Raw genomic sequence first — 23,033 nt, 5'->3', positions numbered from 1 at the left:
TCTTCTCCTGGACAGAAGGGTTGGGGTGGGAGACGGTGGACGGCATGACGACGACGGCCAACGGGGGCCTCGACACGCTCGTGCTGGGACGACGGATCCGGCACCTGCGGACGAGCCGGAACATGACGCTCGACGACCTCGGCACGGCGATCGGCCGGGCGCCGAGCCAGGTGTCGATGCTCGAGAACGGGCACCGCGAGCCCAAGCTCTCGCTGCTGGCGCAGGTGGCCGAGGCGCTCGACGTCCCGCTCGCCGAGCTCCTGCGCACCGACCCGCCCACGCGACGCGCGGCCCTGGAGGTCGAGCTCGAGCGGGCGCAGCGCGGGCCGCTGTTCGCGTCGCTCAACGTCCCCACCGTCAAGGTCGGCCGCACGCTGCCCGCCGACGCGCTCGAGGCGCTGGTCCGGCTGCAGGCCGAGGTGCAGCGGCTGCTCACCGAGAACGCGGCGACGCCGGAGGAGGCAAGACGCGCCAACGCCGAGCTGCGGGCGCGGATGCGCGCGCAGGACAACTACTTCCCGGAGCTCGAGGTCCACGCGCGCCGCCTGCTCGCCGCGATCGACCACCCCGGCGGACCCCTCTCGCAGCGGGCGACCGCCGACATCGCCGCGCACCTCGGGTTCGGGCTGCACTACGTCGCCGACCTGCCGCACTCGACGCGCACCGTGACCGACCTGGCCCACCGCCGCATCTACCTCCCGCAGGGCAACCCCGGCACGAGCGATGCGCGCTCACCGCTGCTGCAGGCCATCGCCAGCCACGTGCTCGGCCACGCCGAGCCGAAGGACTACGGCGACTTCCTGCGACAGCGCGTCGAGGCCAACTACCTGGCCGCCGCCCTGATGCTCCCCGAGGAGGGTGCCGCGGCGTTCCTGCAGGAGGCCAAGGCCGAGCGCCGGCTGTCGGTGGAGGACCTGCGCGACGCGTTCGCGGTGCCCTACGAGACGGCGGCCCACCGGTTCACCAACCTGGCGACGCGGCACCTGGGCATCCCGGTGCACTTCATGAAGGTCCACGAGGGCGGCACCCTGCACAAGGCCTACGAGAACGACGGCGTGGTGTTCCCGTCGGACGCGCTGGGGGCCATCGAGGGCCAGCCCGTGTGCCGGCAGTGGACCGCCCGCGTCGTCTTCACGCTGGCCGACCGGTTCTCGCCGTACTACCAGTACACCGACACGTCGTCGGGGACGTACTGGTGCACGTCCCGCGTCCAGCCCTCGTCGCAGGGGGTCTTCTCCGTCAGCGTGGGCGTGCCGTTCGCGCACGTCCGCTGGTTCCGCGGCCGCGAGACCACCGAGCGTTCCGCCTCACGCTGCCCGGACCCGATGTGCTGCCGGCAGCCCCCCGCCGAGCTCGCCGACCGCTGGTCCGACAAGGCCTGGCCCAGCGCGCGCCCGCACGCCTCCCTGCTCGCCGCCCTGCCCGTCGGTGTGTTCCCGGGCGTGGACACCACGGAGGTCTACCGGTTCCTGGACCGGCACGCACCGTCCTAGGCGCGAAGGTCCTTGCGCAGGATCTTTCCCGACGAGGACTTCGGGATGGCGTCGACGAAGGCGACCTGCCGGATCTTCTTGTGCGGCGCGACGCGCTCGGCCACCCAGGCCATGAGCTCGTCGGGGTCGAGGTCGCCCGCCTTCACGACGAAGGCCTTCGGCGTCTCCTGGCCATCGGCGTCGGCCACCCCGATCACCGCCGCGTCCTGCACGTCCGGGTGGGTGAGCAGCAGCGCCTCGAGCTCGGCCGGCGGGACCTGGTAGCCGTGGTACTTGATCAGCTCCTTGAGCCGGTCGACCACGTAGAACGCCCCGCTCGCGTCGACGGTCACGATGTCGCCGGTGTGCAGGAAGCCCTCGTCGTCCAGCGTCTCGGCCGTCGCGGCGTCGTCGCCGAGGTACCCGACCATCACGTTGGGACCCTGGCACCAGAGCTCGCCCGGCTCGCTCCGGCCCTCGGCGGGGACGTCGATGTCGTGGCCGTCTGACGGGTCGACGACGCGGGCGACCATGTTCGGCACGAGCAGGCCGATCGACCCTCGGGGCAGGTCGTCACGGTCGGCCGGGACCGCGTGCGACACCGGGCTCATCTCGGTCATCCCGTAGCCCTGGACCATCCGGCAGCCCAGGCGTGCCGCCACCGCGTCCGCGAGCGCGCCGTCCAGGGGTGCGGCCCCGGACAGGATCGTGTGCACGCTGGACAGGTCGTGCTCGTCGACCAGCGGGTGCCGGGCGAGCGCGAGCGCGATCGGCGGAGCGACGAACAGATAGGTGCAGCGCTGCGCGGCGATCGTGCCGAGGAACTGCGCGAGGTCGAACCGGGGCAGCGTGACCAGCCGGGCGCGCTGCCGCAGCGAGAGGTTCAGCAGCACGGTCATGCCGTAGATGTGGAAGAACGGCAGGACCGCGGCGACCACGTCGTCGGGCGTCAGCCGGATCAGCCGCCGCGACTGGGCGACGTTCGCGACGAGGTTCCGGTGCGTGAGCATCACGCCCTTGGCCAGCCCGGTGGTCCCCGACGAGTACGGCAGGACGGCCAGGTGGGTGGCGGGATCGATCGTGACGTCGGGCGCCTCGCGGCCCTCCGCGAGCAGGTCCGCGAACGAGGTGAACCCGTCGGCACCGTCGGCCACCACGATCCGGTCGTCCGCCACGCCCGCGGCCCGTGCACCCGCCAGCATGGGCTCCTGGAGCACCGACACCGTCACGACGAAGGCCGCGTGCGAGTCGGCCAGCTGCCGCCGGATGTCGTCGGCTGTGTAGAGCGAGTTCACCGTGGTGACCGTCGCTCCGGACCGCAGGATCCCGTGGAACAGAGCGACGAACGCCGCCGAGTTCGGGGCGTGCAGCGCGACCACGTCGCCGGGTCCCACGCCCCGGGCGGCCAGGGCACCGGCGACGAGTAGCACCTGCTCGACGAGGTCGCCGTACGTGACCACCCGTTCCCCGTCGACGACCGCGACGGTGCGCAGCTCGTCGGGGGTCAGGGACCCCAGCACGTAGTCGAAGACCGACTGGTCGGGGATCTCGACGTCGGGGTAGGGACTGACGATCGCCACCAGCAGCTCCTCGCACCGGGGCGCGCACGCCGGTGTGCGCAGCCGCCCTCCGGACGCTACCCGTCACAGTCCTTGGGGGCCTGGCGGCCCGGTCCTCAGCTGGCGTAGAGCGAGACGCCGCCCGCACCGGTGGCGACGTCGCGCGACACGCTCACGTAGACGTGCACGCCCTCGACGACGCCTTCCGCCGAGCACGTCGACAGGTCCCGGTCCATCGCGTCCTGGTTCGCGCAGTCGCCCTCGATGGCCATCGAGAAGCGCGCGTCGTCGAGCCAGCGCCGCAGCTGGGCGGTCGTGACGGCGGAGGCGAACATCCAGCCGACCTGGACCGAGGGGCACGGGACGTCGCTCAGGCACGGGAAGCGCCGCGGCTCGACGGTCCGCAGGCTCTCGGTGGACCCGGTCGGCTGGAACCGGTCCGCGACGTCCGCCACGTGCCCGGCCGGGAACGGGACGGCAGGGACGGCGAGGAGCGCGACCACCGCCGCGCCCGCGCCGAGGATCCACCCGTGTCGTCGTCTCACACCATCACCCGCAGCCCCCTGTCGGTGGACGGCCCGGAGCCGTCCGGACGAGCCAACCAGGTGCGCGCCGCGGGCACATCGACCACGGGCGCCGGGTCACCCGATCGGCGAGCGATCTCCACCGTCCGGGTGTCGTCGCAGGTCAGGGCATGCGCTTTCCCTCGCGCGGGGCCTCCACGACCGCGCGGGCAGGCGGCCGAAACCGCAGGTCGGCGACGCCATGAGGCGCCTGACCGAGGAGCACCTGGCCCGGGTCGGGCGGGCCTAGAGCGTCGTCGCGACGACGGTCGCGTTCCCGCAGGCACCGCAGTACGGGTCGTCCTGCGCCAGGTGGTAGCGGGCGCAGCTCGGGTTCGTGCAGGTGCGCGTCTCGTCGCCGGGTGCACGCGGTGCGGGCTCGTGCCGCTTGAGCGGCATCGGCGTCGTGTAGAACGGCCCGATCGGTCCCTGCCCCGCAGGGCCTGCGCGCAGGACGGACCAGGCCGTCGGCCGGCCGCACAGCGCGCACGTCTTCGTCGTCTGCACCTTGCCGCGCGCCGAGCAGGCCGGGTTGGTGCACCTCAGGGCGACGTTGGCCATGGCGTTCCCGTCCTCCGGTCGATCTCCGCGTCCGGTGTCGACTATGCCAGGTCGACCAGGACCGGTCTCACGCCGGCGCGACCGGTTGCCGCAGGATGGTCCGCTGCTTCTCGGGGGCGGTCCGGCGCGAGTCGGTGAGGTAGATCTCGTGGTGCTTCCCGGTGAGGCGGAGCCCGTTCGACGGGACGAACTCGTCGTGCAGCTGTGCCAGCACGGCCGCCTCGTCGTCGAACGACCCGACGTGCAGCGTCTGCACGCACCGGCCCTCGGACAGGGGCTCCAGCCGGACGTCGTCGACCCGGGCCTTGGCGCTCGCCTTGTCGACCGAGGCCGCGACCAGGTCGCCGCCGATCCACTCCGGCACCAGGAGCATGAGCGTCCAGTCCCACCGCGACTTGTCGCGCGCAGCCGTGAACGACGCCATGTCCCGTGCCCACCACAGGCCCTCCAGCGGCGGGACGACGTAGTCGCGCCCGAGCTCGCGCTTGCTGGCGAACTTCAGCGTGTACACGACCGGGTAGAGCGCCTCGACGGCGGCCGCGAACGCGGGGGAGGTGTTCGGGTCCCCGTGCCCGTCGACCATGAGGTACCGCATGTCCGGCACGTCGAGGATCCGGAAGCGGCCGCGCTGGGCGCGGTACGCGTCGAGGTCCTTCCTGACGTCGAGCTTGTCGGTCATGCCCTCAGCGTGGCGCTCAGGCGGTCCGGCGGCGCGCCCGGACGGCGAGCACGATCCCGACACCGGAACCGACGACGAGCAGACCGAGCAGCCACCACAGCCACGCCGGTGTCCCGGCGTCGTCGGCCTCGGCCTCGGCGTCGGCCGTCGGGGAGGGCGACGGCGACGGTGCGACCGTCTCCGTCTCCGTCGGTGTCGGCGTCGGCTCCGTGGTCGGCGTCGGCTCGGGTTCGACGGTCGGCACCGGCTCGGGTTCCACGGTCGGCTCGACGGTCGGCACGGGCGCGGGCTCCTGCGTCGGGACCGGCGGCACCGGCTCCTGCGTCGGCTCGACGGTGGGCTCCACCGTCGGCTCCACCGTCGGCTCGACGGTCGGCTCGACGGTCGGCGTCGGTCGCGGGGGCACCGTCGGCGTGGGACGCGCCGGGAGCGTGAACGTCGGCGTCGGCAGCGTCCGGGTCGGGGTGGGCAGGTTGTCCCCGCCGTTGCACGCCGCGAGCAGGAAGAGGGCGAGCACGATGCCGACCACGTACGGCACCCGGCGGACGACCTTCTGCGGTGCGCTCACGCGACGCCCCTCTCGGCGGCTTGCGCGGCGACCACCGACGCCGCAGGTGCCGAGGCCGGGAGCCCGGAACGGCGTGGCCCGAACGTAGCGGTCGCGGATCGCCCTGAAAAGGGGTCAGCACCTGCGCGTTCGCCCGCGGTTCGCTCCACGCCGTAGGCCCCGGCGGTACCTACCCTGGCGACATGCCCGCCCCCCGCACCCGCCAGGCGCGCTACGCCCAGCGGCGCAAGCGCCGGATGGCGGCCGTCGAGCACGACCTCAGCCCCGAGCAGTGGGCCGGCCTCACCGAGGCCTGGGGCGGCTGCGCCTACTGCGGCGCCACCGGCGTGCCCCTGCAGCGCGACTGCGTGCTGCCGATCTCCCGAGGCGGCCGGTACACGCTCGACAACATCGCTCCGGCCTGCGGCTCGTGCAACGCGAGCAAGTGCAACGACGAGGTCACCGGCTGGCTGCGGCGCAAGCGGCTCGACGAGCGCGCGTTCCTGCGACGACACGTCGAGATCCAGGCGGTGCTGGCCGGGCGGTTCCGTGAGCCCGTCGTCGGAGCCGACGAGGCTCCGACCAGCGGCTAGGACGGCTCGAACGTGTGCGTCCAGACCGTCGAGCCGTCGGCGTTCAGGTACGTGTACGCCACCTTCTGGGCGGGCCCCACGCCGGCGTTCGACATGCTCGGGAAGACGTCCGTTTCGGCCGTCGACTGGAACGTCGGCAGCATGCTCTCGAAGTACGGGACGGCCTCGGCCGGATCGACCGGCTGCGCGAACCGATAGGTGAACTCGAGCGTGTCGGGGTGGACGGCCGTGATCGTGATCTCGGAGTACGTGCCCGGGGACGTGTCCATGATCGCGGGGATCTGAGGCTGCGCGGCCGCGACGAAGTCGTCGAGCGCCTGCGACGACTCCCCGTCCTGCGCCGGAGCCACCACCTGCGGGGTCATCTCCATCGTGGGCGGCGGTGCTGCCGTCTCGTCCTCGCTCGTGGGCGCGCACGCGGCGAGCACGAACGCCAGCGCGCAGACCGCCGAGAGGCGGGCAACCGTCGTGGTCACGTGGACCCTCCGTCTGTGTCGTCTGATGGGTACTGGATCGTCTATCGGCCCGCACTCTGCGCGTCTTGATGGGCGAGCCGCGACGAACGAGCCCGCGGACGGTCGTCGTCAGCTCTCAAGCCGCCACGCCCGACGGCCGAGATCCTCAGGGTGAATACGACCCGGCGGTTGACCAGAGGAGTGTTCCTGCTGACGGCTGTCCTGCTGGTGGCCTACGTGGGCTGGAGCGCGGAGCCCGCGGGGGACGCTGCACCGCCCCCGGTGGCGGGCGTCGAGGGCCCTGTGGAGCCGGAGGTCGCGCCGGCCGAGTGCCTGATCAAGGGCAACATCTCCCACAACACGGGCGAGTGGATCTACCACGTGCCGGGCCAGGAGCACTACGACGAGACCGTCGTCGACGAAGCGGCCGGCGAGCGGTGGTTCTGCTCCGAGGCCGAGGCGCAGGCCGCCGGCTGGCGCAAGAGCACGGTGTAGCTCCGCATCGAGACGGTCCGGAGCCGGGCACAGAAAGGCCCGGCAGGATCAGATCCTGCCGGGCATCTCCGGACTGCTGAGCCGTGGTTTTCCCCACGACCCCTGTGTGCGCGAGGGGGGATTTGAACCCCCACGCCCTTTCGGACACTGGCACCTGAAGCCAGCGCGTCTGCCGTTCCGCCACTCGCGCGCGCCGGAGAACATTAGCACGATGGAGCAGCCCTCCCGAACACGGCTGCCACCCACCGACGGACCGTCGGAACGCCGCCGGAGGGTGCGTGACGAGGCTCCGGCGAGCGCCGCGACGGTCCGTCGGTGCAGGAGCGAGCACCGGGCCGCCGGGCCACCCGATCGGGGGTACCGGGCCTCCGCCGCGCGCGAACGCGCCGACATCCGGGTCCGGACGCTTGCGGCCCGGATACCATCGAGTCGAGACACGTGTGCAGGTCAGCACGCGCGGGACGAGCCGACGGACGAAGGAGGTGGGCGTGGGCATCCTCGACAGGTTCGAGAACGGCGTGGAGCGGGTGGTCAACAACGCGTTCGCCAAGGCCTTCAAGAGCGAGCTCAAGCCGCTCGACCTCTCCGGCGCCCTGCGCCGCGAGGTGGACGACCGGGCGGCCGTCGTCGGGCGCGACCGCACCGTCGTGCCCAACGAGTTCACGATCGAGCTGGCCACCGCCGACTACGACCAGGTCGAGTCGTGGGGCGCGGAGGCACTTGCCGACGAGTTCGCGGCGAACGTCACGGACTACGCCGCCAGCCAGCGGTTCGCGTTCGTCGGACCGGTCACCGTGCGGTTCAGCGAGGACACTGAGCTCGAGGCGGCCCGCTTCCGGGTGGTCAGCGCGACGGTGCGCGGAGCGGTGGCACCGGCCGCGGCGACCGCGACGCCGAGCGCGCGGCACCCGCTGGTCGACATCGACGGGCAGCGCTACATCCTCACCGGGCCGGTCACGGTCATCGGGCGTGGGTCGGAGGCCGACATCATCGTCGACGACCCGGGCGTCTCGCGGCGGCACCTCGAGATCAAGGTGACGCCCGACGGCGTGATCGCGAGCGACATGGGATCCACCAACGGGCTCTTCGTCGAGGGCCACCAGGTTCCCGCTGCGACGCTGCTGGACGGCAACACGCTGACCATCGGACGCACGCGGATCCTGTTCTGGACAGGCGGCGAGCCGGACCCGGACGAGTGACGCCGGCGCATGAGTGAGCTGACGATCACCCTGCTGCGGCTGGGTTACCTGGCCTTGCTGTGGGTGCTCGTGCTCACCTCGATCGGCGTCCTGCGGCGCGACCTCTACGGCACGCGCATCACCGACCGTCGTCGCAGGAGCAAGGTCCTGCAGCCCGCCGGGGCGCCGACGGCCCAGCCGACCCCAGCCCCATCGAAGCCGGCACGGAACACCGGGCCGAGCCGGCTCGTGGTCACCGAGGGTCCGCTGCGTGGCACGATCATCCCGCTCGGGTCGTCGGCGGTCCTGCTCGGTCGCGCCCCCAGCTGCACGCTCGTCCTCGACGACGACTACTCGTCGTCGCGGCACGCACGGATCTATCCGCAGGGTGGCCAGTGGTTCGTCGAGGACCTCGGATCGACGAACGGGACATTCGTGGCGGACCAGCGCGTCGAGGCCCCGACCCCGCTGCCGACCGGTACACCGGTCCGCGTGGGACAGAGCGTGCTCGAGCTGCAGAGGTAACCGGTGACCGTCGCACTCAGATATGCGGCACGGTCCGACGTCGGGCTCGTGCGCTCCAACAACCAGGACTCGGCCTATGCCGGGCCGCACCTGCTCATGGTCGCGGACGGCATGGGCGGGCACGCCGGCGGCGACGTCGCGTCGTCGGTCGCGGTCGCGGCGTTCGCGCCGCTGGACGGGGAGTCGCACGGTTCCGACGACGCCCTGGACCAGCTCGAGGCCGCGCTCGCCGACGCGCGCGAGGAGATCATCCAGCGCAGCGAGACCGACCCCGAGCTCGCGGGGATGGGCACGACGGTGCTCGCGATCCTGCGCGCGGGCAACAAGCTCGCCATGGTGCACCTGGGCGACTCGCGCGGGTACCTCATGCGCGACAAGGTGCTCACGCAGGTCACCACCGACCACACGTTCGTCCAGCACCTGGTCGACATCGGCAGGATCACGCCCGAGGAGGCCGAGGTCCACCCGCAGCGGTCGGTCGTCATGCGGGTGCTCGGCGACTTCGACCCCGACGTCGCCCCGGACCTCTCGGTGCGCGAGGCGCGGCCCGGCGACCGCTGGCTGCTCTGCTCGGACGGCCTGTCGGGGTTCGTCAGCGCGGAGACCATCGAAGAGACCATGGCGACGATCGACGACGTCGACACGTGCGCCGACCGGCTGGTCCAGCTCGCCCTGCGCGCCGGCGGCGGCGACAACATCACCGTGGTGCTCGCGGACGTCATCGAGCTGGACGACGTCGCGGACGGCGAGGGTCCGACGACGCAGGCGTCGGTCGTCGGGGCCGCTGCCCTGACCCGCAACGACCCCACGGCCGCCGACGAGAGCCCGGCGGCCCGCGCGGCGAACCTGACCAAGCCCGAGGAGCCCGTCGAGGCGGTCGACGACCTCGAGGACGACGAGGAGCCGGAGCCGCGCCGTCGCTGGGGGGTCCTGATCGCGTGGCTGGTCGGGTTCCTCGTGGTCGCGGGAGGCATCGCGCTGACGGTCGCCTGGATCAACACGCAGTACTACGTGGGTGTCGACGAGGGCCAGGTCACCATCTTCCGCGGCCTGCCGCAGAACCTCGGCCCGATCGAGCTGTCGACGCCGATCGAGCACTCCGGGACCGACGTGGAGGACCTGCGCTCGGCCTACCTGCGCGAACGCGTCGAGCAGACCATCCAGGCCGACTCCCTCGACGACGCCCGCGCCCAGGTCGTCATGCTGCAGGACGACACCGAGTCGTGAGTGCGCGAGTGAGCGGGTCCTGATGGCCACCGTCCAGCCGCACCGCGTGCGTGCGGGTCGCGGCGTCGAGCTGGGTCTCCTGGTGCTCGCGCTGGTCATCGGCGTTGCCTCGTACGCGCTCGTCGGCATCGGCACCACCGACAAGGTGCCGCCCGACGTCATCGAGTACGGCATCGGCATGGCGGTGCTCGCCGTGGGCATCCACCTGGTCCTGCGCTGGCGCGCGCCGTTCGCGGACCCGGTGATCCTGCCGATCACGGTCGCGCTCAACGGCATCGGCCTGGCGATGATCTACCGCATCGACTTCGCCTACGAAGCGCGCGGGAAGACGGCCGGGTTCGCCGACCGGCAGCTCGTGTGGACCGCGATCTCGGTGCTCCTGGCCGCCGCCGTGCTGATCTTCCTGCGCGACCACCGCACGCTCCGGCGGTACACCTACACGGCCGGGGTCGTCGGCCTCGCCCTGATCCTGCTGCCGCTGGTGCCGGGCGTCGGGGTGCTCATCAACGGCGCCCGCATCTGGGTGCGCGTCGGGGGCGTCGGGTTCCAGCCCGCCGAGTTCGCCAAGATCGCGTTCGCCATCTTCTTTGCGGGGTACCTGGTCACGCACCGCGACGCGCTCGCGCTGGCCGGCCCCAAGGTGCTGGGCCTGCACCTGCCCCGCGCGCGTGACCTCGGACCGATCCTCATCGTGTGGGCCGCCTCCGTCGCCGTCCTCGTGCTCGAGCGCGACCTCGGCACCTCGCTGCTCTTCTTCGGCCTGTTCGTCGCGATGCTCTACCTGGCCACCGAGCGGCTGTCCTGGGTGATCATCGGCCTCGGCCTGTTCATCGTCGGCGCCGGCCTCGCCGCCACCGCGTTCTCGCACGTCGGCGCCCGGTTCGACGCGTGGCTGCACGCGTTCGACCCCGCCGTGTTCGACAAGGCGTACGGCGGGTCCGGCCAGCTGGTCCGTGGCCTGTTCGGCATGGCCAGCGGCGGGCTGTTCGGCACGGGCTGGGGCGACGGCCGGCCCGACCTCGTGCCGTTCGCCGAGTCCGACTTCATCGTCGCGTCGCTCGGCGAGGAGCTGGGCCTGACCGGGCTGATCGCGATCCTCATGTGCTACCTGATCCTGGCCCAGCGCGGCTTCCGCACGGCGATCGGGGTCCGCGACGGGTTCGGCAAGCTGCTCGCGGGCGGTCTCGCGTTCATCGTCGCGCTGCAGACGTTCGTCGTGGTCGGTGGCGTGACCCGCGTGATCCCGGTGACCGGGCTGGTCACGCCGTTCATCGCGTACGGCGGCTCGTCGCTGGTCGCCAACTGGGTCATCGTCGCGCTGCTCCTGCGGATCTCCGACGAGGCCCGTCGGCCGGCCCCCAACCTCCGGGTCCCGACGCCGATCGCGGGCGTGCCCGTGGTCGCCGGCACCAGCACCGGCAAGGCGGGCGGCGACCAGCCCACCGAGGTCATCGGCAGGCAGTCGTGAACACCCCCCTGCGCCGCCTCGCCACCGTGGTCATGGCCATGTTCCTCGTGCTCATCGGCAGCGCGACGTGGGTCCAGTACTTCCAGGCCGACAGGCTCAACAACGACTCCCGCAACGTGCGCGGCCTGTACCGCGAGTACGGCAACGCGCGCGGCCCGATCGTCGTCGGCGGGAACGCCATCGCCTTCTCGACGCCCGTCGACGACCCGTACGGCTACCAGCGCCAGTACACCGACGGCAGCACGTACTCGGCCGTGACGGGCTTCTACTCGATCGTCAACGGCAAGTCCGAGCTGGAGAACGCGGCCAACGCCGAGCTCACCGGCCGGGGCGACCAGCTCTTCTTCACGCGGATCCGGGACCTGATCACCGGCCGCAAGCCGGAGGGCGCCGCGGTCGAGACGACGATCAACGCCGCCGCGCAGGCCGCCGCCGTCGCCGGGCTCGGCGACCAGCAGGGTGCGGTCGTGGCGATCGAGCCCTCGACCGGCAAGATCCTCGCGCTGGTCAGCACGCCCGGCTTCGACCCGAACACCCTGGCGACGCACGACACGGTGGCCGCGAGCGCGGCGTACCAGGCGCTCGACGCCGCGCCGGGCAACCCGATGCGCAGCAACGCGATCAAGGAGCGGTACGCCCCCGGGTCGACGTTCAAGCTGGTCACCGCCGCTGCCGCCCTGGAGAGCGGGCAGTACACGCCCGAGTCGACGCTCCCCGCACCCCACGAGCTGGACCTGCCGGAGACGACCTCGACCATCGGCAACTTCGGCGGCGGCGGGTGCGGGGCCGACCCGATCACGCTGGCGGACGCGCTGCGCATCTCGTGCAACACGGCGTTCGCGCAGCTCGGCCTCAACGTCGGCGCCGACGCGCTCCAGGCGCAGGCCGAGAAGTTCGGGTTCAACGACCCGGGCCAGACCATCCCGATGCTCGTCGTCGAGAGCGTGTTCCCCGACGACCTGAACGCCCCCGAGACCGCGCAGTCGGCGATCGGGCAGCGCGACGTGCAGGCGACGCCGATGCAGATGGCGATGGTCTCCGCGGCGATCGCCAACGGCGGCCGCCTGATGACGCCGTACGTCGTCGACGCCGTGCGGTCCGCCGACCTGACGACGGTCACGACGACGAAGCCGACCCTGTACTCGACGGCGGTGTCGCCCGCGACCGCCGCCGCGCTGACCCAGATGATGGTCGGCGTCGTGCAGTCCGGCTCGGGCACCTCGGCGCAGATCCCGGGCGTGCAGGTGGCGGGCAAGACCGGCACCGCCCAGACGACCGCCGACCAGCCGCCGCACGCGTGGTTCACCGCGTTCGCGCCGGCCGACAACCCGCGGGTAGCGGTCGCGGTCCTGGTCGAGCACGGCGGCAGCATCGGCAACGAGGCCACCGGCGGACGCGTCGCCGCACCGATCGCCAAGGCGGTCATGGAGGCGGTGCTCAACTCATGAAGACGGCACCGGGTGTGGCCCTCGGCGAGCGGTACCGGCTGGTCCGGCAGATCGCGGTCGGCGGCATGGGCGAGGTCTGGGAGGCGCACGACGACGCCCTCGCCCGGCCCGTCGCGGTCAAGGTGCTGCGCTCGGAGTTCGCCGGAGACCGCGGGTTCCTCGAGCGGTTCCGCACCGAGGCCCGCAACTCGGCGTCCCTGTCGCACCCCAACATCGCGCAGCTGTTCGACTACGGCGAGCAGGACGGCTCCGGGTTCCTCGTCATGGAGCTCGTCGTCGGCGAGCCGTTGTCCGACCTGCTCGAGCGCGAGCCCGTGCTGCCGACCAGGCGGCTGCTGCCGATCCTCGCGCAGACGGCCCGCGGCCTGCACGCGGCCCACATCGCCGGTGTCGTGCACCGCGACGTCAAGCCGGGCAACATCCTGCTGGGCCGCGGCGGGCGCGTGAAGATCACCGACTTCGGCGTCTCGCTGGCCCGCAACCAGGTGACCATGACGGCGACCGGCATGGTGATGGGCACCGCCCAGTACCTGTCACCGGAGCAGGCGGTCGGCCACCCGGCCACCCCGCTGTCGGACCTGTACTCGCTCGGGATCATCGCGTACGAGGCCCTCGTCGGTCACCGGCCCTTCACGGGACCGACCGCCGTCGACATCGCGGTCGCGCACGTGAACAACCCCGTCCCGCCGCTGCCCGCCAGCGTGGACAAGCCGCTCGCGGACCTCGTCGTGCGCCTGCTGTCGAAGGAGCCGAGCCAGCGGCCGCAGTCGGGCGAGGAGCTCGCGGCGCTGCTGGACACGCTCGTGCCGCGCACCCCGCCCAGCGGCGTCCCGATGCTCGTGGAGCAGCCCACCCGCACCCCCGACACCTACGCCACGGCCGCGACGCCGATCGCTCCGGCCGCCGCGCCGGAGGCACCGCCCCCGTCGTACCCCCCGCGGCGCACCCGGCGGCTCGAGGAACCGGCGGCCCCTCGGCGCTCCCACCCGGCCCCTCTTCCGACGAAGGCGGAACACCGCTGGTCGTGGCCGGTCCTGGTCCTGATCCTCGTGCTCGTCGCGCTGCTCGGTGCGTTCGCAGCGAAGTCGATGCTGAACGCCGACGGGGCCTCGACCGGCACGACTGTGCTGGTCGCAGCCGCACCGCCGGGACCGAGCGACCCGCGCGCGAACACCGCCCGATACGCTTCTGACGGGGGTGGGGATGCGATGATCGGCCAGTACGGCCGTGCCCAGAACGGGCATGCCTGCTACGGGAAGGCCGCGGAACCCTTTCCCGGCACGGCATCAACGGAAGCAGAGGACGCCTAGTGGTGGACGACGGATCACGGATCCTCGCCGGACGGTACGAGGTCGGCGAGCTCATCGGTCGTGGTGGCATGGCCGAGGTGCACATCGGCCACGACACCCGCCTCGGTCGCACGGTCGCCATCAAGATCCTGCGTTCCGACCTGGCCCGTGACCCGAGCTTCCAGAACCGGTTCCGCCGCGAGGCCCAGTCGGCTGCCGCGCTGAACCACCCGGCGATCGTTTCCGTCTACGACACCGGCGAGGACGTGTTCACCGAGCCGACCGGCGTCGTCGCGCACGTGCCGTTCATCGTCATGGAGTACGTCGAGGGCCACACGGTCCGGGACATCCTCCGCGACGGCCACGCGGTGCCCATCGAGGAGGCCGTCGACATCACGGCCGGCGTGCTGTCCGCCCTCGAGTACTCCCACCACGCCGGGATCGTGCACCGGGACATCAAGCCCGCCAACGTCATGCTCACGCCGACGGGCGCGGTCAAGGTCATGGACTTCGGCATCGCCCGGGCCGTGGCCGACTCCGCCGCGACGATGACGCAGACGCAGGCCGTGATCGGCACCGCGCAGTACCTGTCGCCCGAGCAGGCGCGCGGCGAGACCGTCGACGCCCGCTCCGACCTGTACTCCACCGGCTGCCTGCTCTTCGAGCTGCTCACCGGCCGCCCGCCGTTCACCGGCGACTCCCCGGTGGCCGTGGCCTACCAGCACGTCCGCGAGGCCGCGCCGGTGCCCAGCTCGTTCGCGTCCGACGTGCCCGACACGCTCGACCGGATCACGCTCAAGGCCCTGGCCAAGGAGCGCGACGCGCGCTACTCGTCGGCCGCCGAGTTCCGCGCCGACCTCGAGGCCGCCGTCCGCGGAGGCGTCGTCACCGCGCCCGCCGTCGGCGCGGCGGCCGCCGCCGTCGTCGCCGCCTCGGCCGCCGAGTCCACCCAGCTCATGGCCCCGCCGGTCGCACCCACCCAGACCATCCCGCCGGCCACGCCCTGGCAGTCCACCGGCACGCTGGCCACCATGCCCGACGACGATCTCGAGGAGTCGCGGAGCAGCAAGGTGTGGCTCTGGGTCCTCATCGCGATCGCACTCCTCGCCGTGGGCGGCATCCTGTGGCTGCTGCTGAAGCCCGATGCGGCGCCCGACCAGGTCGCGGTGACTGACGTGACGAACCAGCAGGCGGCGGCCGCGCAGGCCGCGCTCGAGGCCGACGGCTTCGTGTGGGGCACCCCGGTCAACGCATCCAACGACGACGTGGCCAAGGGCGCGGTCATCTCGACCGACCCACCTGCAGGCAAGGAGGTCGACGAGGGCTCGACCGTCATCGCCACGATCTCCACCGGTCCCGGCACCATCACCGTGCCCAACGTCGCCGGCAAGACCGAGCAGGACGCGGTCACGGCGCTGACCGCGGCCGGGCTCACGGTGAACCCGACCCGGCAACCCGAGAACGTCCCGGACTTCCCGCAGGGCCAGGTGACCAAGACCGATCCCGCGGCGGACGCGACCGTCGAGTCGGGAGCCGCGGTGACGCTCTTCGTCTCCACCGGCAACGTCGAGGTCCCGGACGTCACCAAGATGCCCAAGCAGCAGGCGCTCGACACCCTGAACCAGCAGAAGCTGACCGGGAACACCCAGGAGGTGCCGTCGAACGAGGCACCCGGCACGGTCATCGCGCAGGACCAGGCGCCCGGCACGCTGGTCAAGCAGGGTCGGACGATCAACCTGCAGATCGCCATCGCCCCGACGACGACGACCGTCCCGACCGGGCTGGTCGGCATGACCTACGACCAGGCTGTCGCCGCGCTGGCCGGGGTGGGCCTGACCAACGTCGCCAAGGTCGAGGACACGTCCGAGGCGCCGAAGGACCAGGTGCTGCGCACCGACCCGACCGCGGGCACCGAGGTGCCCTTCGACCAGCAGATCAACATCCACGTCTCGAAGGGCCCGACGACTCCGTCAGGCAACGCCGGAGGCGGAGGCGGCGGAGGCGGAGGCGGCAACACCAACCCGTAGCGATATGACGAAGGGGCCGTCCCGGGTGGGACGGCCCCTTCGTCGCGAGCAGGTCCGAAGACCGTTCGAGGCTAGAGCCGGACGAGCGGGTGCAGGCCCGCGGACCGCGCGACGGCCTGGTCGTCGCCGCAGATCTCGAGCCAGTTGGCCAGCAGCCGGTGACCGCCCTCGGTGAGCACGGACTCGGGGTGGAACTGCACCCCGTAGAGCGGGAGCGTGCGGTGCTGCAGGCCCATGATGATGCCGTGGGCGGTAGCGGTGACCTCCAGCTCGTCCGACACCGTGTCGTTCACGACCGCGAGCGAGTGGTACCGCGTCGCGGTGAACGGGTCGGGCAGGCCGGCCAGCACGCCCTCGCCCTTGTGCTCGATCTGGCTCGTCTTGCCGTGCATGAGCTCGGGCGCGTGCGTGACGACCCCGCCGAACACCTCGCCGAGCGCCTGGTGGCCCAGGCACACGCCGAGCATCGGGGTGCCGGTCGCCTCGCAGTCGCGGATGACCTGGATGCTCTCGCCCGCCTCGGCCGGGGTGCCGGGTCCGGGCGAGACGAGGACGCCGTCGAAACCCGAGCGCTCGGCCAGCGGCGGGACCGCGTCGTTGCGCACGACCACGGTCTCGGCACCCAGCTGGTTGAGGTAGCCGACGATCGTGTAGACGAACGAGTCGTAGTTGTCGATCACCAGAATCGTCGTGGACCCGGTCATGTCACTCCCCAACTGTCGTCTCGTTGAACGGCATGTGCGGCGCCAGCGCGGGGAACACCCACGCGAAGCAGACCGCCAGGACGGCGAGCGCGAGGACCGCGAGGATCAGCACACGCACGACCGTGGGTCCCGGCAGGTGTCGCCAGAGCCATCCGTACATCATCGGCCCCCCATCATGATGCGCCGCCGTCGTTTTCCGAAACGAGCTCCGCGGGGATCCCGTCCGCAGTCGGTGCCCAGTAGTCGAGCACCCCGTGCACGATGAACCGCTCCCGCGCGGAGAACATCGGGTGGCACGTGGTCAGCGTGATCATGCGCTCGGTCGGGGTCGCGCCGGGATCGCCGGGGACCGGAGCGATGACCTGGACGTCCGACGGCTTCACGATCTCCGTCGACGTGACGCGGTAGACGTACCAGATGTTGTCCGTGGTCCGGATGACGATCGGGTCCCCGACCTGCAGCTCCGCGACGCGGTTGAAGGGCTTCGCGTACGTGGTGCGGTGACCGGCGACGGCGAAGTTGCCGACCCCGCCCGGCATCGCCGTGCCCTCGTAGTGCCCGATGCCCAGGACGTCGAGCACCGTGGCGCGGTCGGTGCCCTGGCTGATCGGGCGCTCGGGCTCCCCGTCCCAGCGCGGCACCTGCATCGTCGCGAAGGTCGTCGCGTGCGGCGGCTCGGCCATCACCGGCGGGTCGTCGTGGCGCGGCGGCGCGATCACGGGTTCGGGAGCGGCGGTGCTGCCGGCGGTGGGCGTGGCCGTCGGCACCGGCTCGAACGGCAGCTCGGCGACGATCTGGGCCTGGGCCCGGTTGCCGACGACGTCCGTCCACCAGAGCTGCCAGACCAGGAAGGCGAACAGCAGGACCCCGATGGTGATGAGGATCTCGCCGATCACGCCGATGGTGCCGAAGACCGCGTTCTTCGCGCGGCTCACGGGGCCTCCGACACCCGGGCGCGGGCGCGGCTGGACCGGTTGCGCTCGCGCGCCTCGGCGTCGTCGAGACCCGGCAGGATCTCGGTGCCCTCGGGGACCTCCGCGGCCTGCAGGTCGGTGGGACCGGAGTAGGCCGAGAGCTCCAGCGGCGACGACGTGCTCGAGTCGGACAGCGACCAGCCCAGGCCCACGTCGTTCGCGTCCCGGACGTAGGACTGCACGGCGGGCGACGACGACAGCGCCCGGCGGAGGCGGTCGGGGTCGCCGATCGCACGGATGTCGTACGGCGGGGAGTAGATCCGGCCGTGCAGACGCAGCACGTTCCCGGCGCAGTGGATGGCGCTCGTCGAGATCACGCGCTGGTCCATGATCTCCATGGCCTCGGCGCCGCCCGCCCAGAGCGCGTTCATCACGGCCTGGATGTCCTGCTGGTGCACGACGAGGACGTCGGGGCTGACGTCGTCGCGACGAGGCGAGTCGGCCGGTGCGTCGTTCAGCCGGACGGTGAGGCCCGGACCCTGCACGGCAATCAGGCCGCTCTCGACCAGGTAGCCCAGGCTCGGCTCGCCCACCTCGGTTCCGGTCTGGGTGTTCTCGGCCGTCGTCAGCCCGAGCACGTCCGAGGACAGGCCGTCGACCTCGGTGGACAACCGCTCGACGCGCTTCTCCTCCGCCATCGCCAGCTCGGCCAGGTCCTGCGGGTGCCGGTCGCCCGACCCGTGCGCGAACTTGGCGTTCGCCGCGAACAGGGCCCCCGACAGGGCGAGCACGAGCGCCACCGACAGGGTCCCGCGCGCGATGAAGCGCCGGGCCCGGTGCGGGTGGTCTGTCATGCTTTCGGCTCCTTGACGGGAATCGACCTCTGCCGAGCGGATGGAGGATGTGCCGGCGCCCACTACGCTAGGTCACGATGTGCCGACTCCGTGACGATGCGGGGCTCGACGCACCAATGATCGCCCGCCCGCCGACCGCGACGTCATCGCGCGGTCTCCTCGTGGTCTGAACGCCACGCACCCGTTGGACAGGAGTACCCGACGTGCCTGAGTCGAGCTCACGCAAGAAGGCTGCGTACATCCCGCCGCCCGAGAAGTCGTCCGGCCCGAAGGTGAACCCGCCGTGGTTCCTTCCGGTGATGCTCACCCTGATGCTCGTCGGGCTCGCCTGGATCGTCGTCACATACCTGACGCAGTCCGACTACCCGATCCCGGGCATCCACCAGTGGAACCTGCTGATCGGCTTCGCGTTCATCATCGGCGGCTTCGGCATGACGACCCGCTGGCACTGAGCGCTCCCCGACACGTCCGACGAAGGCGCCGATCCCACCTGTGGACGGCGCCTTCGTCGTCCCCAGAGGTGCACAAGTCTGTGGATAACTACACCTGTGTAACTTGGGCCGACCGGTCAGGGTCCGATCAGAAGAAGACGTCGAACGACCGGTACTTCAGCACCGCCGCGACGAACAGCGCGACGGCGACGAGAGCCGGCGCGAGGAAGGCCACGAGGGCGCGGCGCTCCTTGGGCGCGTACGCGTAGGCAGCGGCGAGCACGCCACCGGTGACCAGTCCGCCGAGGTGGGCCTGCCACGCGATGCCCGTGGCGACGAACCCGATCGCGAAGTTGACGACGATCAGGCCGATGATCCCGCGGTAGTCGCCGCCGAGCTTGTGGGTGACCACGAGGGCCGCGCCGAACAGCCCGAACACCGCGCCCGACGCACCCACGCTGAACTGCGCCATCGCCGGCAGGTCCATGGCGAGGAGCACCGAACCGACGGAGCCGCCCACCGCGCTCAGCAGGTACAGGGTCAGGTACCGGCTGCGTCCGAGCGTCTGCTCGAGCATGGGTCCGACGAACCACAGCGCCACCATGTTGAACAGGATGTGCAGGTAGTTCGTCGTGGAGTGCAGGAACGCGACCGACAGGAACCGCCACGGCTCGTAGTAGCCGACGGCCGGGGAGAAGATCCAGCGCGCGGTCCAGCTGGGCACCACGAGCTGCAGGACGAAGCTGACCACGCAGAGCCCGATGAGGGTCAGCGTGACGATCGGCCGGCCGGGACGGATGACCCCGCCGAGCGCCGTGCGCTGCGCGGGCAGCGCGCGGGCGGCCTCCGCGACGCAGTCGACGCACTGGATCCCGACGGGCGCCTGCCGCTGGCAGTCGGGACACGTCGGCCGGCCGCACCGCTGGCACCGCACGTACGACACCCGGTCGGGGTGGCGCGGGCAGACCGGCGGCGCGGCCTGCGCGCCGTAGGGGTCGGACTCGCTGATGGTGTTCTCAGTCCTCGATGTCGACGGACTCGATGACGATGTCCTCGACCGGACGATCGCCGGGACGCACGCGGGCGGTCGCGATCTTGTCGACGACTGCGCGGCTGGCGTCGTCGGCCACCTTGCCGAAGATCGTGTGCTTGCCGTTGAGCCACTCCGTGGCGCCGACCGAGATGAAGAACTGCGAACCGTTGGTGCCGCCGACCTTGCCGGTGACCGGGTCCAGCCGCTTCCCGGCGTTGGCCATGGCGAGCAGGTAGGGCTCGCTGAAGGTGAGCTCGGGGTGGATCTCGTCGTCGAAGTTGTAGCCCGGGCCACCACGGCCGGTGCCCAGAGGGTCACCGCCCTGGATCATGAATCCGTCGATCACGCGGTGGAACACGACGCCCGCGTACAGCGGGTCGGTGCGCTGCGCACCGGTGGTCGGGTCCGTCCACGCCTGGCTCCCCGTGGACAGTCCCACGAAGTTCGCCACCGTCTTCGGTGCGTGGTTCGGGTAGAGCTCGATCCGGATGTCGCCGGCGGTCGTGTGCAGGGTCGCAAACATGCGCCCAGTCTGGCACGCGGCACCCACCCGATCGCCTGTGAACCGCAAATGTGCAGGCCAGCGCTCCTGCGCAGCGGCCCGCACGGTGGCAGAGTGGGAGGTCAGTGCAGCCGACGAGCCGGGAGCCCGACATGCCGTTCACCAAGAGCCGCCCGAACATCGACGTCGATACGGAGAAGATCAAGGACCAGGCAGCCGACCTGGGTGCCGCGATCGCCGACGCGGCGAAGAGTGCCAAGGACACCGCGGGTGTCGCCGCCGGCAAGGCGGGCGAGGCGGCCGTGCAGGCCAAGGACTGGACGGCGCCCCGCGTGGAGGCGTTCGTCGACTGGCTCCTGCCCCGCGTCGAGCACCTGTACAAGGAGTCCGTGAAGGCCGCCGCGCCCAAGGTCGAGGCCGCTGCCGACGCGGCGGGTCCCGCCATCGACACCGCGCACGACAAGCTCGTCGAGGAGGTGCTGCCCAAGGTGGTCGAGGCGCTGCACCAGGCGGCGTTCAAGGCCGGGGAGCTCGCCGAGAAGGCGGCCGACATGGCTGCGGACAAGGCCGCCGTAGCGAGCGCGGCCGTCGCCGCCGCGGCCGCGGAAAAGACGAAGAAGAAGCACACGGGCGCCAAGGTGTTCTGGCTGGTGGCGGCCCTGCTCGCCGTCGGCGCTGGCGTCGTCGCCTGGAGCCGGTCACGCTCGACCGTCGACCCGTGGGCCGAGCCGTGGGAGCCCGTCGAGAGCGGGGACGTGCACGGCCGCGTGGCCGACGCCGCGGACGCGGTCGGGGAGGCCGCGGGCAGTGCCGTCGCGGGAGCCCGCAAGGCAGCCAGCAAGGTCAGCGAGGCCGCCGGGTCGCTCGCCGAGAAGGCCTCGGACGCCACCGAGGACCTGACGGAGAAGGTTGCCGACGCGACCAAGAAGGTCACGCGTCGCACGACCAAGCCCGCCGCCACGGACGAGGCTCCCGAGGAGACCACCCCCGGCGCCTGATCGCGCAGGAACGCAGAACGACCCCCGGGATCCGTCGGACCGGGGGTCGTTCTCTGTCTTCTGGCCGTCTGGGCTCAGGCGCTGTGCACGGGCCGGACGCGCTCGCCCAGCTCGCCCAGCTGCTCCTTCATCTCCTCGACCGTCAGGTTGTGCTCGACCCGCGGCGAGTAGAGCATCGAGCTCACGATGGCGCCGGTGGCACCGATCGCGAACGCGTCGCTCACGTGGCTGACCAGCCCGGCGCCGCCCGAGGCGATGACGGGCAGCGAGACCGCCTCGGTGATCAGGCCGGTGATCTCCAGGTCGTAGCCCTCGCCGGTGCCGTCCCGGTCGATGCTGTTCACGACGATCTCACCGGCACCGAGGTCCTGACCCCGGCGGGCCCACTCGACCGCGTCCATGCCCGTGAACGTCCGGGCGCCGTCGATCGCGATCTCGTACCCGCTGGGGATGCTCGCCGTCTTCTCCACGCGCTTGACCTGCATGCTCAGCACGATGCACTGGCGGCCGAACTCCTTGGAGCCCTGCGTGATGATCTCGGGCTTGCGCACCGCCATCGAGTCGATGCTGATCTTCTCGGCGCCGGCCCGCAGCACCAGGTGCATGTCCTCGAGCGAACGGATCCCGCCGCCCACGGTCAGCGGAACGAACGTGCGGTGCGCGATCCGGCGGACCATGTCCAGGTCGATCTGACGCTTCTGCGCGCTGGCCATGATGTCGTAGGTGACGATCTCGTCGACGTCGTCCCGGTAGAGGCGGTCGGCCAGCTCGGCCGGGTCACCGACGTCGATGTTGTCCTGGAACTGCTGCGCCTTGGTGACCCGCCCGTCCTTCACGTCGAAGCAGGCGATCAGCCGGTTAGCGAGCAACGGACACCTCCAGGTCGCAGAAGGCCTTGAGCACCTGGAGGCCGGCCCGCGCGCTCTTCTCGGTGTGGAACTGCGTCGCCATGATGTTGTCCTGCGCGACAGCGGCCGCGAACGGCTGCCCGTAGGTGGTCACGCCGACGAGCGCATCCGGGTCGCTCGGGACCGCGTAGAACGAGTTGACGAAGTAGTAGTAGCCGCCGGGCGTGAACGACCGGGCGAACGGGTGCTCGCCGCGGACCTCGACCGTGTTCCAGCCCATGTGCGGGACCCGGACCTCGGTGTTGTCGAACTCGCGCACCGTGCCCTTGATCCAGCCCAGGCACTCCTGGTCGTCCTCGGCGCTGTGCTCGAACAGAACCTGCAGGCCGACGCACACGCCGAGGAAGCCCTGCTTCTCACCCAGGACCTTCTCGGTCAGGTGCCCGACCCAGCCCTCGTCGGCCAGCGACTCCATGGTCACGCCCGCGGATCCGACCCCCGGAAGGACGTACTTGTCGACGTCGTCGCACTCGGACGGCTTGGCGACGAGCTTGTGCGGGACACCGAGGTGGCCGAGCGCGTAGGCCACGCTCTGGGAGTTCCCGGTGCGGTAGTCGATGATCCCGATCACTGCTCGATCCTAACGTCGTGAGCGATTCGCCC

26 protein-coding genes and 1 tRNA gene are annotated in these 23,033 nt (G+C 71.6%); 12 read left to right on the top strand and 15 right to left on the bottom strand.

Going from position 1 to position 23,033, the window contains the following annotated elements; genetic code table 11:
- Positions 1–44 precede the first annotated feature (44 nt).
- Positions 45–1,493: a helix-turn-helix domain-containing protein gene (locus AC1DUE_RS02170; protein ID WP_477037731.1), complete on the top strand. Its 1,449-nt coding sequence runs from the start codon at positions 45–47 to the stop codon at positions 1,491–1,493.
- On the opposite strand, the gene AC1DUE_RS02165 is transcribed toward AC1DUE_RS02170, so the two are convergent.
- From AC1DUE_RS02165 to AC1DUE_RS02145, 5 genes are all read right to left on the bottom strand, one after another.
- The gene (locus AC1DUE_RS02165; protein WP_477037730.1) at positions 1,490–3,052 is read right to left on the bottom strand and encodes an AMP-binding protein; all 1,563 of its coding nucleotides are present in this window, start codon (positions 3,050–3,052) and stop codon (positions 1,490–1,492) included. The genes AC1DUE_RS02170 and AC1DUE_RS02165 overlap by 4 nt on opposite strands.
- A gap of 95 nt (positions 3,053–3,147) precedes the next feature.
- Complete coding sequence (locus tag AC1DUE_RS02160) at positions 3,148–3,576, bottom strand: hypothetical protein (RefSeq protein WP_477037729.1); 429 nt, start codon at positions 3,574–3,576, stop codon at positions 3,148–3,150.
- A 264-nt stretch (positions 3,577–3,840) separates the two neighbouring features.
- Positions 3,841–4,155 carry a hypothetical protein gene (locus AC1DUE_RS02155; protein WP_477037728.1) on the bottom strand — a complete coding sequence of 105 codons (315 nt, stop codon included), beginning with the start codon at positions 4,153–4,155 and terminating at the stop codon, positions 3,841–3,843.
- A gap of 67 nt (positions 4,156–4,222) precedes the next feature.
- Positions 4,223–4,834: a GyrI-like domain-containing protein gene (locus tag AC1DUE_RS02150; protein ID WP_477037727.1), complete on the bottom strand. Its 612-nt coding sequence runs from the start codon at positions 4,832–4,834 to the stop codon at positions 4,223–4,225.
- Positions 4,835–4,850: 16 nt separating this feature from the next.
- Positions 4,851–5,402 carry a hypothetical protein gene (locus AC1DUE_RS02145; RefSeq protein WP_477037726.1) on the bottom strand — a complete coding sequence of 184 codons (552 nt, stop codon included), beginning with the start codon at positions 5,400–5,402 and terminating at the stop codon, positions 4,851–4,853.
- A 182-nt stretch (positions 5,403–5,584) separates the two neighbouring features.
- Between AC1DUE_RS02145 and AC1DUE_RS02140 the strand changes: the two genes are divergently transcribed.
- Positions 5,585–5,974 carry an HNH endonuclease gene (locus AC1DUE_RS02140; RefSeq protein ID WP_477037725.1) on the top strand — a complete coding sequence of 130 codons (390 nt, stop codon included), beginning with the start codon at positions 5,585–5,587 and terminating at the stop codon, positions 5,972–5,974.
- On the opposite strand, the gene AC1DUE_RS02135 is transcribed toward AC1DUE_RS02140, so the two are convergent.
- A complete protein-coding gene (locus AC1DUE_RS02135; RefSeq protein WP_477037724.1) occupies positions 5,971–6,450 on the bottom strand; it encodes a hypothetical protein in 480 nt (159 codons plus the stop codon). The two genes, AC1DUE_RS02140 and AC1DUE_RS02135, sit on opposite strands and share 4 nt — an antisense overlap.
- Before the next feature lie 168 nt (positions 6,451–6,618).
- On the opposite strand from AC1DUE_RS02135, the gene AC1DUE_RS02130 reads away from it, so the two are divergent.
- Positions 6,619–6,924, top strand: coding sequence for a sunset domain-containing protein (locus tag AC1DUE_RS02130; protein ID WP_477037723.1), 306 nt, complete (start codon positions 6,619–6,621; stop codon positions 6,922–6,924).
- A 107-nt stretch (positions 6,925–7,031) separates the two neighbouring features.
- On the opposite strand, the gene AC1DUE_RS02125 is transcribed toward AC1DUE_RS02130, so the two are convergent.
- Positions 7,032–7,114 (bottom strand) — tRNA-Leu (locus tag AC1DUE_RS02125).
- A gap of 298 nt (positions 7,115–7,412) precedes the next feature.
- Between AC1DUE_RS02125 and AC1DUE_RS02120 the strand changes: the two genes are divergently transcribed.
- Genes AC1DUE_RS02120 through pknB form a run of 7 tightly spaced genes read left to right on the top strand, consistent with a single transcriptional unit; the run spans position 7,413 to position 16,086 of the window.
- On the top strand, positions 7,413–8,123 hold the full coding sequence (locus tag AC1DUE_RS02120; protein WP_477037722.1) for an FhaA domain-containing protein: 711 nt from the start codon (positions 7,413–7,415) through the stop codon (positions 8,121–8,123).
- A 9-nt stretch (positions 8,124–8,132) separates the two neighbouring features.
- Positions 8,133–8,627, top strand: a complete 495-nt coding sequence (locus AC1DUE_RS02115; protein ID WP_477037721.1) for an FHA domain-containing protein FhaB/FipA — start codon at positions 8,133–8,135, stop codon at positions 8,625–8,627.
- 3 nt (positions 8,628–8,630) lie between these two features.
- A complete protein-coding gene (locus tag AC1DUE_RS02110; protein ID WP_477037720.1) occupies positions 8,631–9,854 on the top strand; it encodes a Stp1/IreP family PP2C-type Ser/Thr phosphatase in 1,224 nt (407 codons plus the stop codon).
- A 22-nt stretch (positions 9,855–9,876) separates the two neighbouring features.
- Positions 9,877–11,322, top strand: coding sequence for an FtsW/RodA/SpoVE family cell cycle protein (locus AC1DUE_RS02105; RefSeq protein WP_477037719.1), 1,446 nt, complete (start codon positions 9,877–9,879; stop codon positions 11,320–11,322).
- On the top strand, positions 11,319–12,770 hold the full coding sequence (locus AC1DUE_RS02100; RefSeq protein ID WP_477037718.1) for a peptidoglycan D,D-transpeptidase FtsI family protein: 1,452 nt from the start codon (positions 11,319–11,321) through the stop codon (positions 12,768–12,770). The genes AC1DUE_RS02105 and AC1DUE_RS02100 overlap by 4 nt, the downstream gene beginning before the upstream one ends.
- A complete protein-coding gene (locus tag AC1DUE_RS02095) occupies positions 12,767–14,080 on the top strand; it encodes a serine/threonine-protein kinase (protein ID WP_477037717.1) in 1,314 nt (437 codons plus the stop codon). The genes AC1DUE_RS02100 and AC1DUE_RS02095 overlap by 4 nt, the downstream gene beginning before the upstream one ends.
- Positions 14,080–16,086, top strand: a complete 2,007-nt coding sequence (pknB, locus tag AC1DUE_RS02090) for a Stk1 family PASTA domain-containing Ser/Thr kinase (protein ID WP_477037716.1) — start codon at positions 14,080–14,082, stop codon at positions 16,084–16,086. The genes AC1DUE_RS02095 and pknB overlap by 1 nt, the downstream gene beginning before the upstream one ends.
- Positions 16,087–16,157: 71 nt before the next feature.
- Here pknB and AC1DUE_RS02085 read toward each other — a convergent pair whose 3' ends face one another.
- From AC1DUE_RS02085 to AC1DUE_RS02070, 4 genes are read right to left on the bottom strand one after another with little or no spacing between them, the layout of a single operon-like run.
- Entirely contained in the window at positions 16,158–16,790 is a 633-nt protein-coding gene (locus tag AC1DUE_RS02085; RefSeq protein WP_477037715.1) for an aminodeoxychorismate/anthranilate synthase component II, read from the bottom strand.
- Between the two features lies 1 nt (position 16,791).
- Positions 16,792–16,953 (bottom strand): hypothetical protein, encoded by a 162-nt coding sequence (locus tag AC1DUE_RS02080; protein WP_477037714.1) that lies wholly within the window; start codon positions 16,951–16,953, stop codon positions 16,792–16,794.
- Between the two features lie 10 nt (positions 16,954–16,963).
- Positions 16,964–17,725, bottom strand: a complete 762-nt coding sequence (locus AC1DUE_RS02075) for a class E sortase (RefSeq protein ID WP_477037713.1) — start codon at positions 17,723–17,725, stop codon at positions 16,964–16,966.
- The gene (locus AC1DUE_RS02070) at positions 17,722–18,558 is read right to left on the bottom strand and encodes a DUF881 domain-containing protein (RefSeq protein WP_477037712.1); all 837 of its coding nucleotides are present in this window, start codon (positions 18,556–18,558) and stop codon (positions 17,722–17,724) included. Before AC1DUE_RS02070 ends, AC1DUE_RS02075 begins: the two co-directional genes overlap by 4 nt.
- 203 nt (positions 18,559–18,761) lie before the next feature.
- Between AC1DUE_RS02070 and AC1DUE_RS02065 the strand changes: the two genes are divergently transcribed.
- Positions 18,762–19,010: a cell division protein CrgA gene (locus tag AC1DUE_RS02065; RefSeq protein ID WP_477037711.1), complete on the top strand. Its 249-nt coding sequence runs from the start codon at positions 18,762–18,764 to the stop codon at positions 19,008–19,010.
- Positions 19,011–19,137: 127 nt separating this feature from the next.
- Here AC1DUE_RS02065 and AC1DUE_RS02060 read toward each other — a convergent pair whose 3' ends face one another.
- Positions 19,138–19,932 (bottom strand): rhomboid family intramembrane serine protease, encoded by a 795-nt coding sequence (locus tag AC1DUE_RS02060; RefSeq protein ID WP_477037710.1) that lies wholly within the window; start codon positions 19,930–19,932, stop codon positions 19,138–19,140.
- A gap of 73 nt (positions 19,933–20,005) precedes the next feature.
- The gene (locus AC1DUE_RS02055) at positions 20,006–20,545 is read right to left on the bottom strand and encodes a peptidylprolyl isomerase (RefSeq protein ID WP_477037709.1); all 540 of its coding nucleotides are present in this window, start codon (positions 20,543–20,545) and stop codon (positions 20,006–20,008) included.
- A gap of 131 nt (positions 20,546–20,676) precedes the next feature.
- Here AC1DUE_RS02055 and AC1DUE_RS02050 point away from each other — a divergent pair, with 131 nt between their 5' ends.
- On the top strand, positions 20,677–21,522 hold the full coding sequence (locus tag AC1DUE_RS02050; RefSeq protein ID WP_477037708.1) for a hypothetical protein: 846 nt from the start codon (positions 20,677–20,679) through the stop codon (positions 21,520–21,522).
- A 74-nt stretch (positions 21,523–21,596) separates the two neighbouring features.
- Here AC1DUE_RS02050 and hisF read toward each other — a convergent pair whose 3' ends face one another.
- A complete protein-coding gene (gene hisF, locus AC1DUE_RS02045) occupies positions 21,597–22,391 on the bottom strand; it encodes an imidazole glycerol phosphate synthase subunit HisF (RefSeq protein WP_477037707.1) in 795 nt (264 codons plus the stop codon).
- The gene (gene hisH, locus AC1DUE_RS02040; protein WP_477037706.1) at positions 22,381–23,001 is read right to left on the bottom strand and encodes an imidazole glycerol phosphate synthase subunit HisH; all 621 of its coding nucleotides are present in this window, start codon (positions 22,999–23,001) and stop codon (positions 22,381–22,383) included. The genes hisF and hisH overlap by 11 nt, the downstream gene beginning before the upstream one ends.
- Positions 23,002–23,033 lie beyond the last annotated feature (32 nt).

Source organism: Cellulomonas sp. P4_A2 (assembly GCF_056402515.1).
The sequence above is the reverse complement of the archived record's forward strand: the minus strand, read 5'-3'. Positions and strand labels throughout refer to the sequence as shown.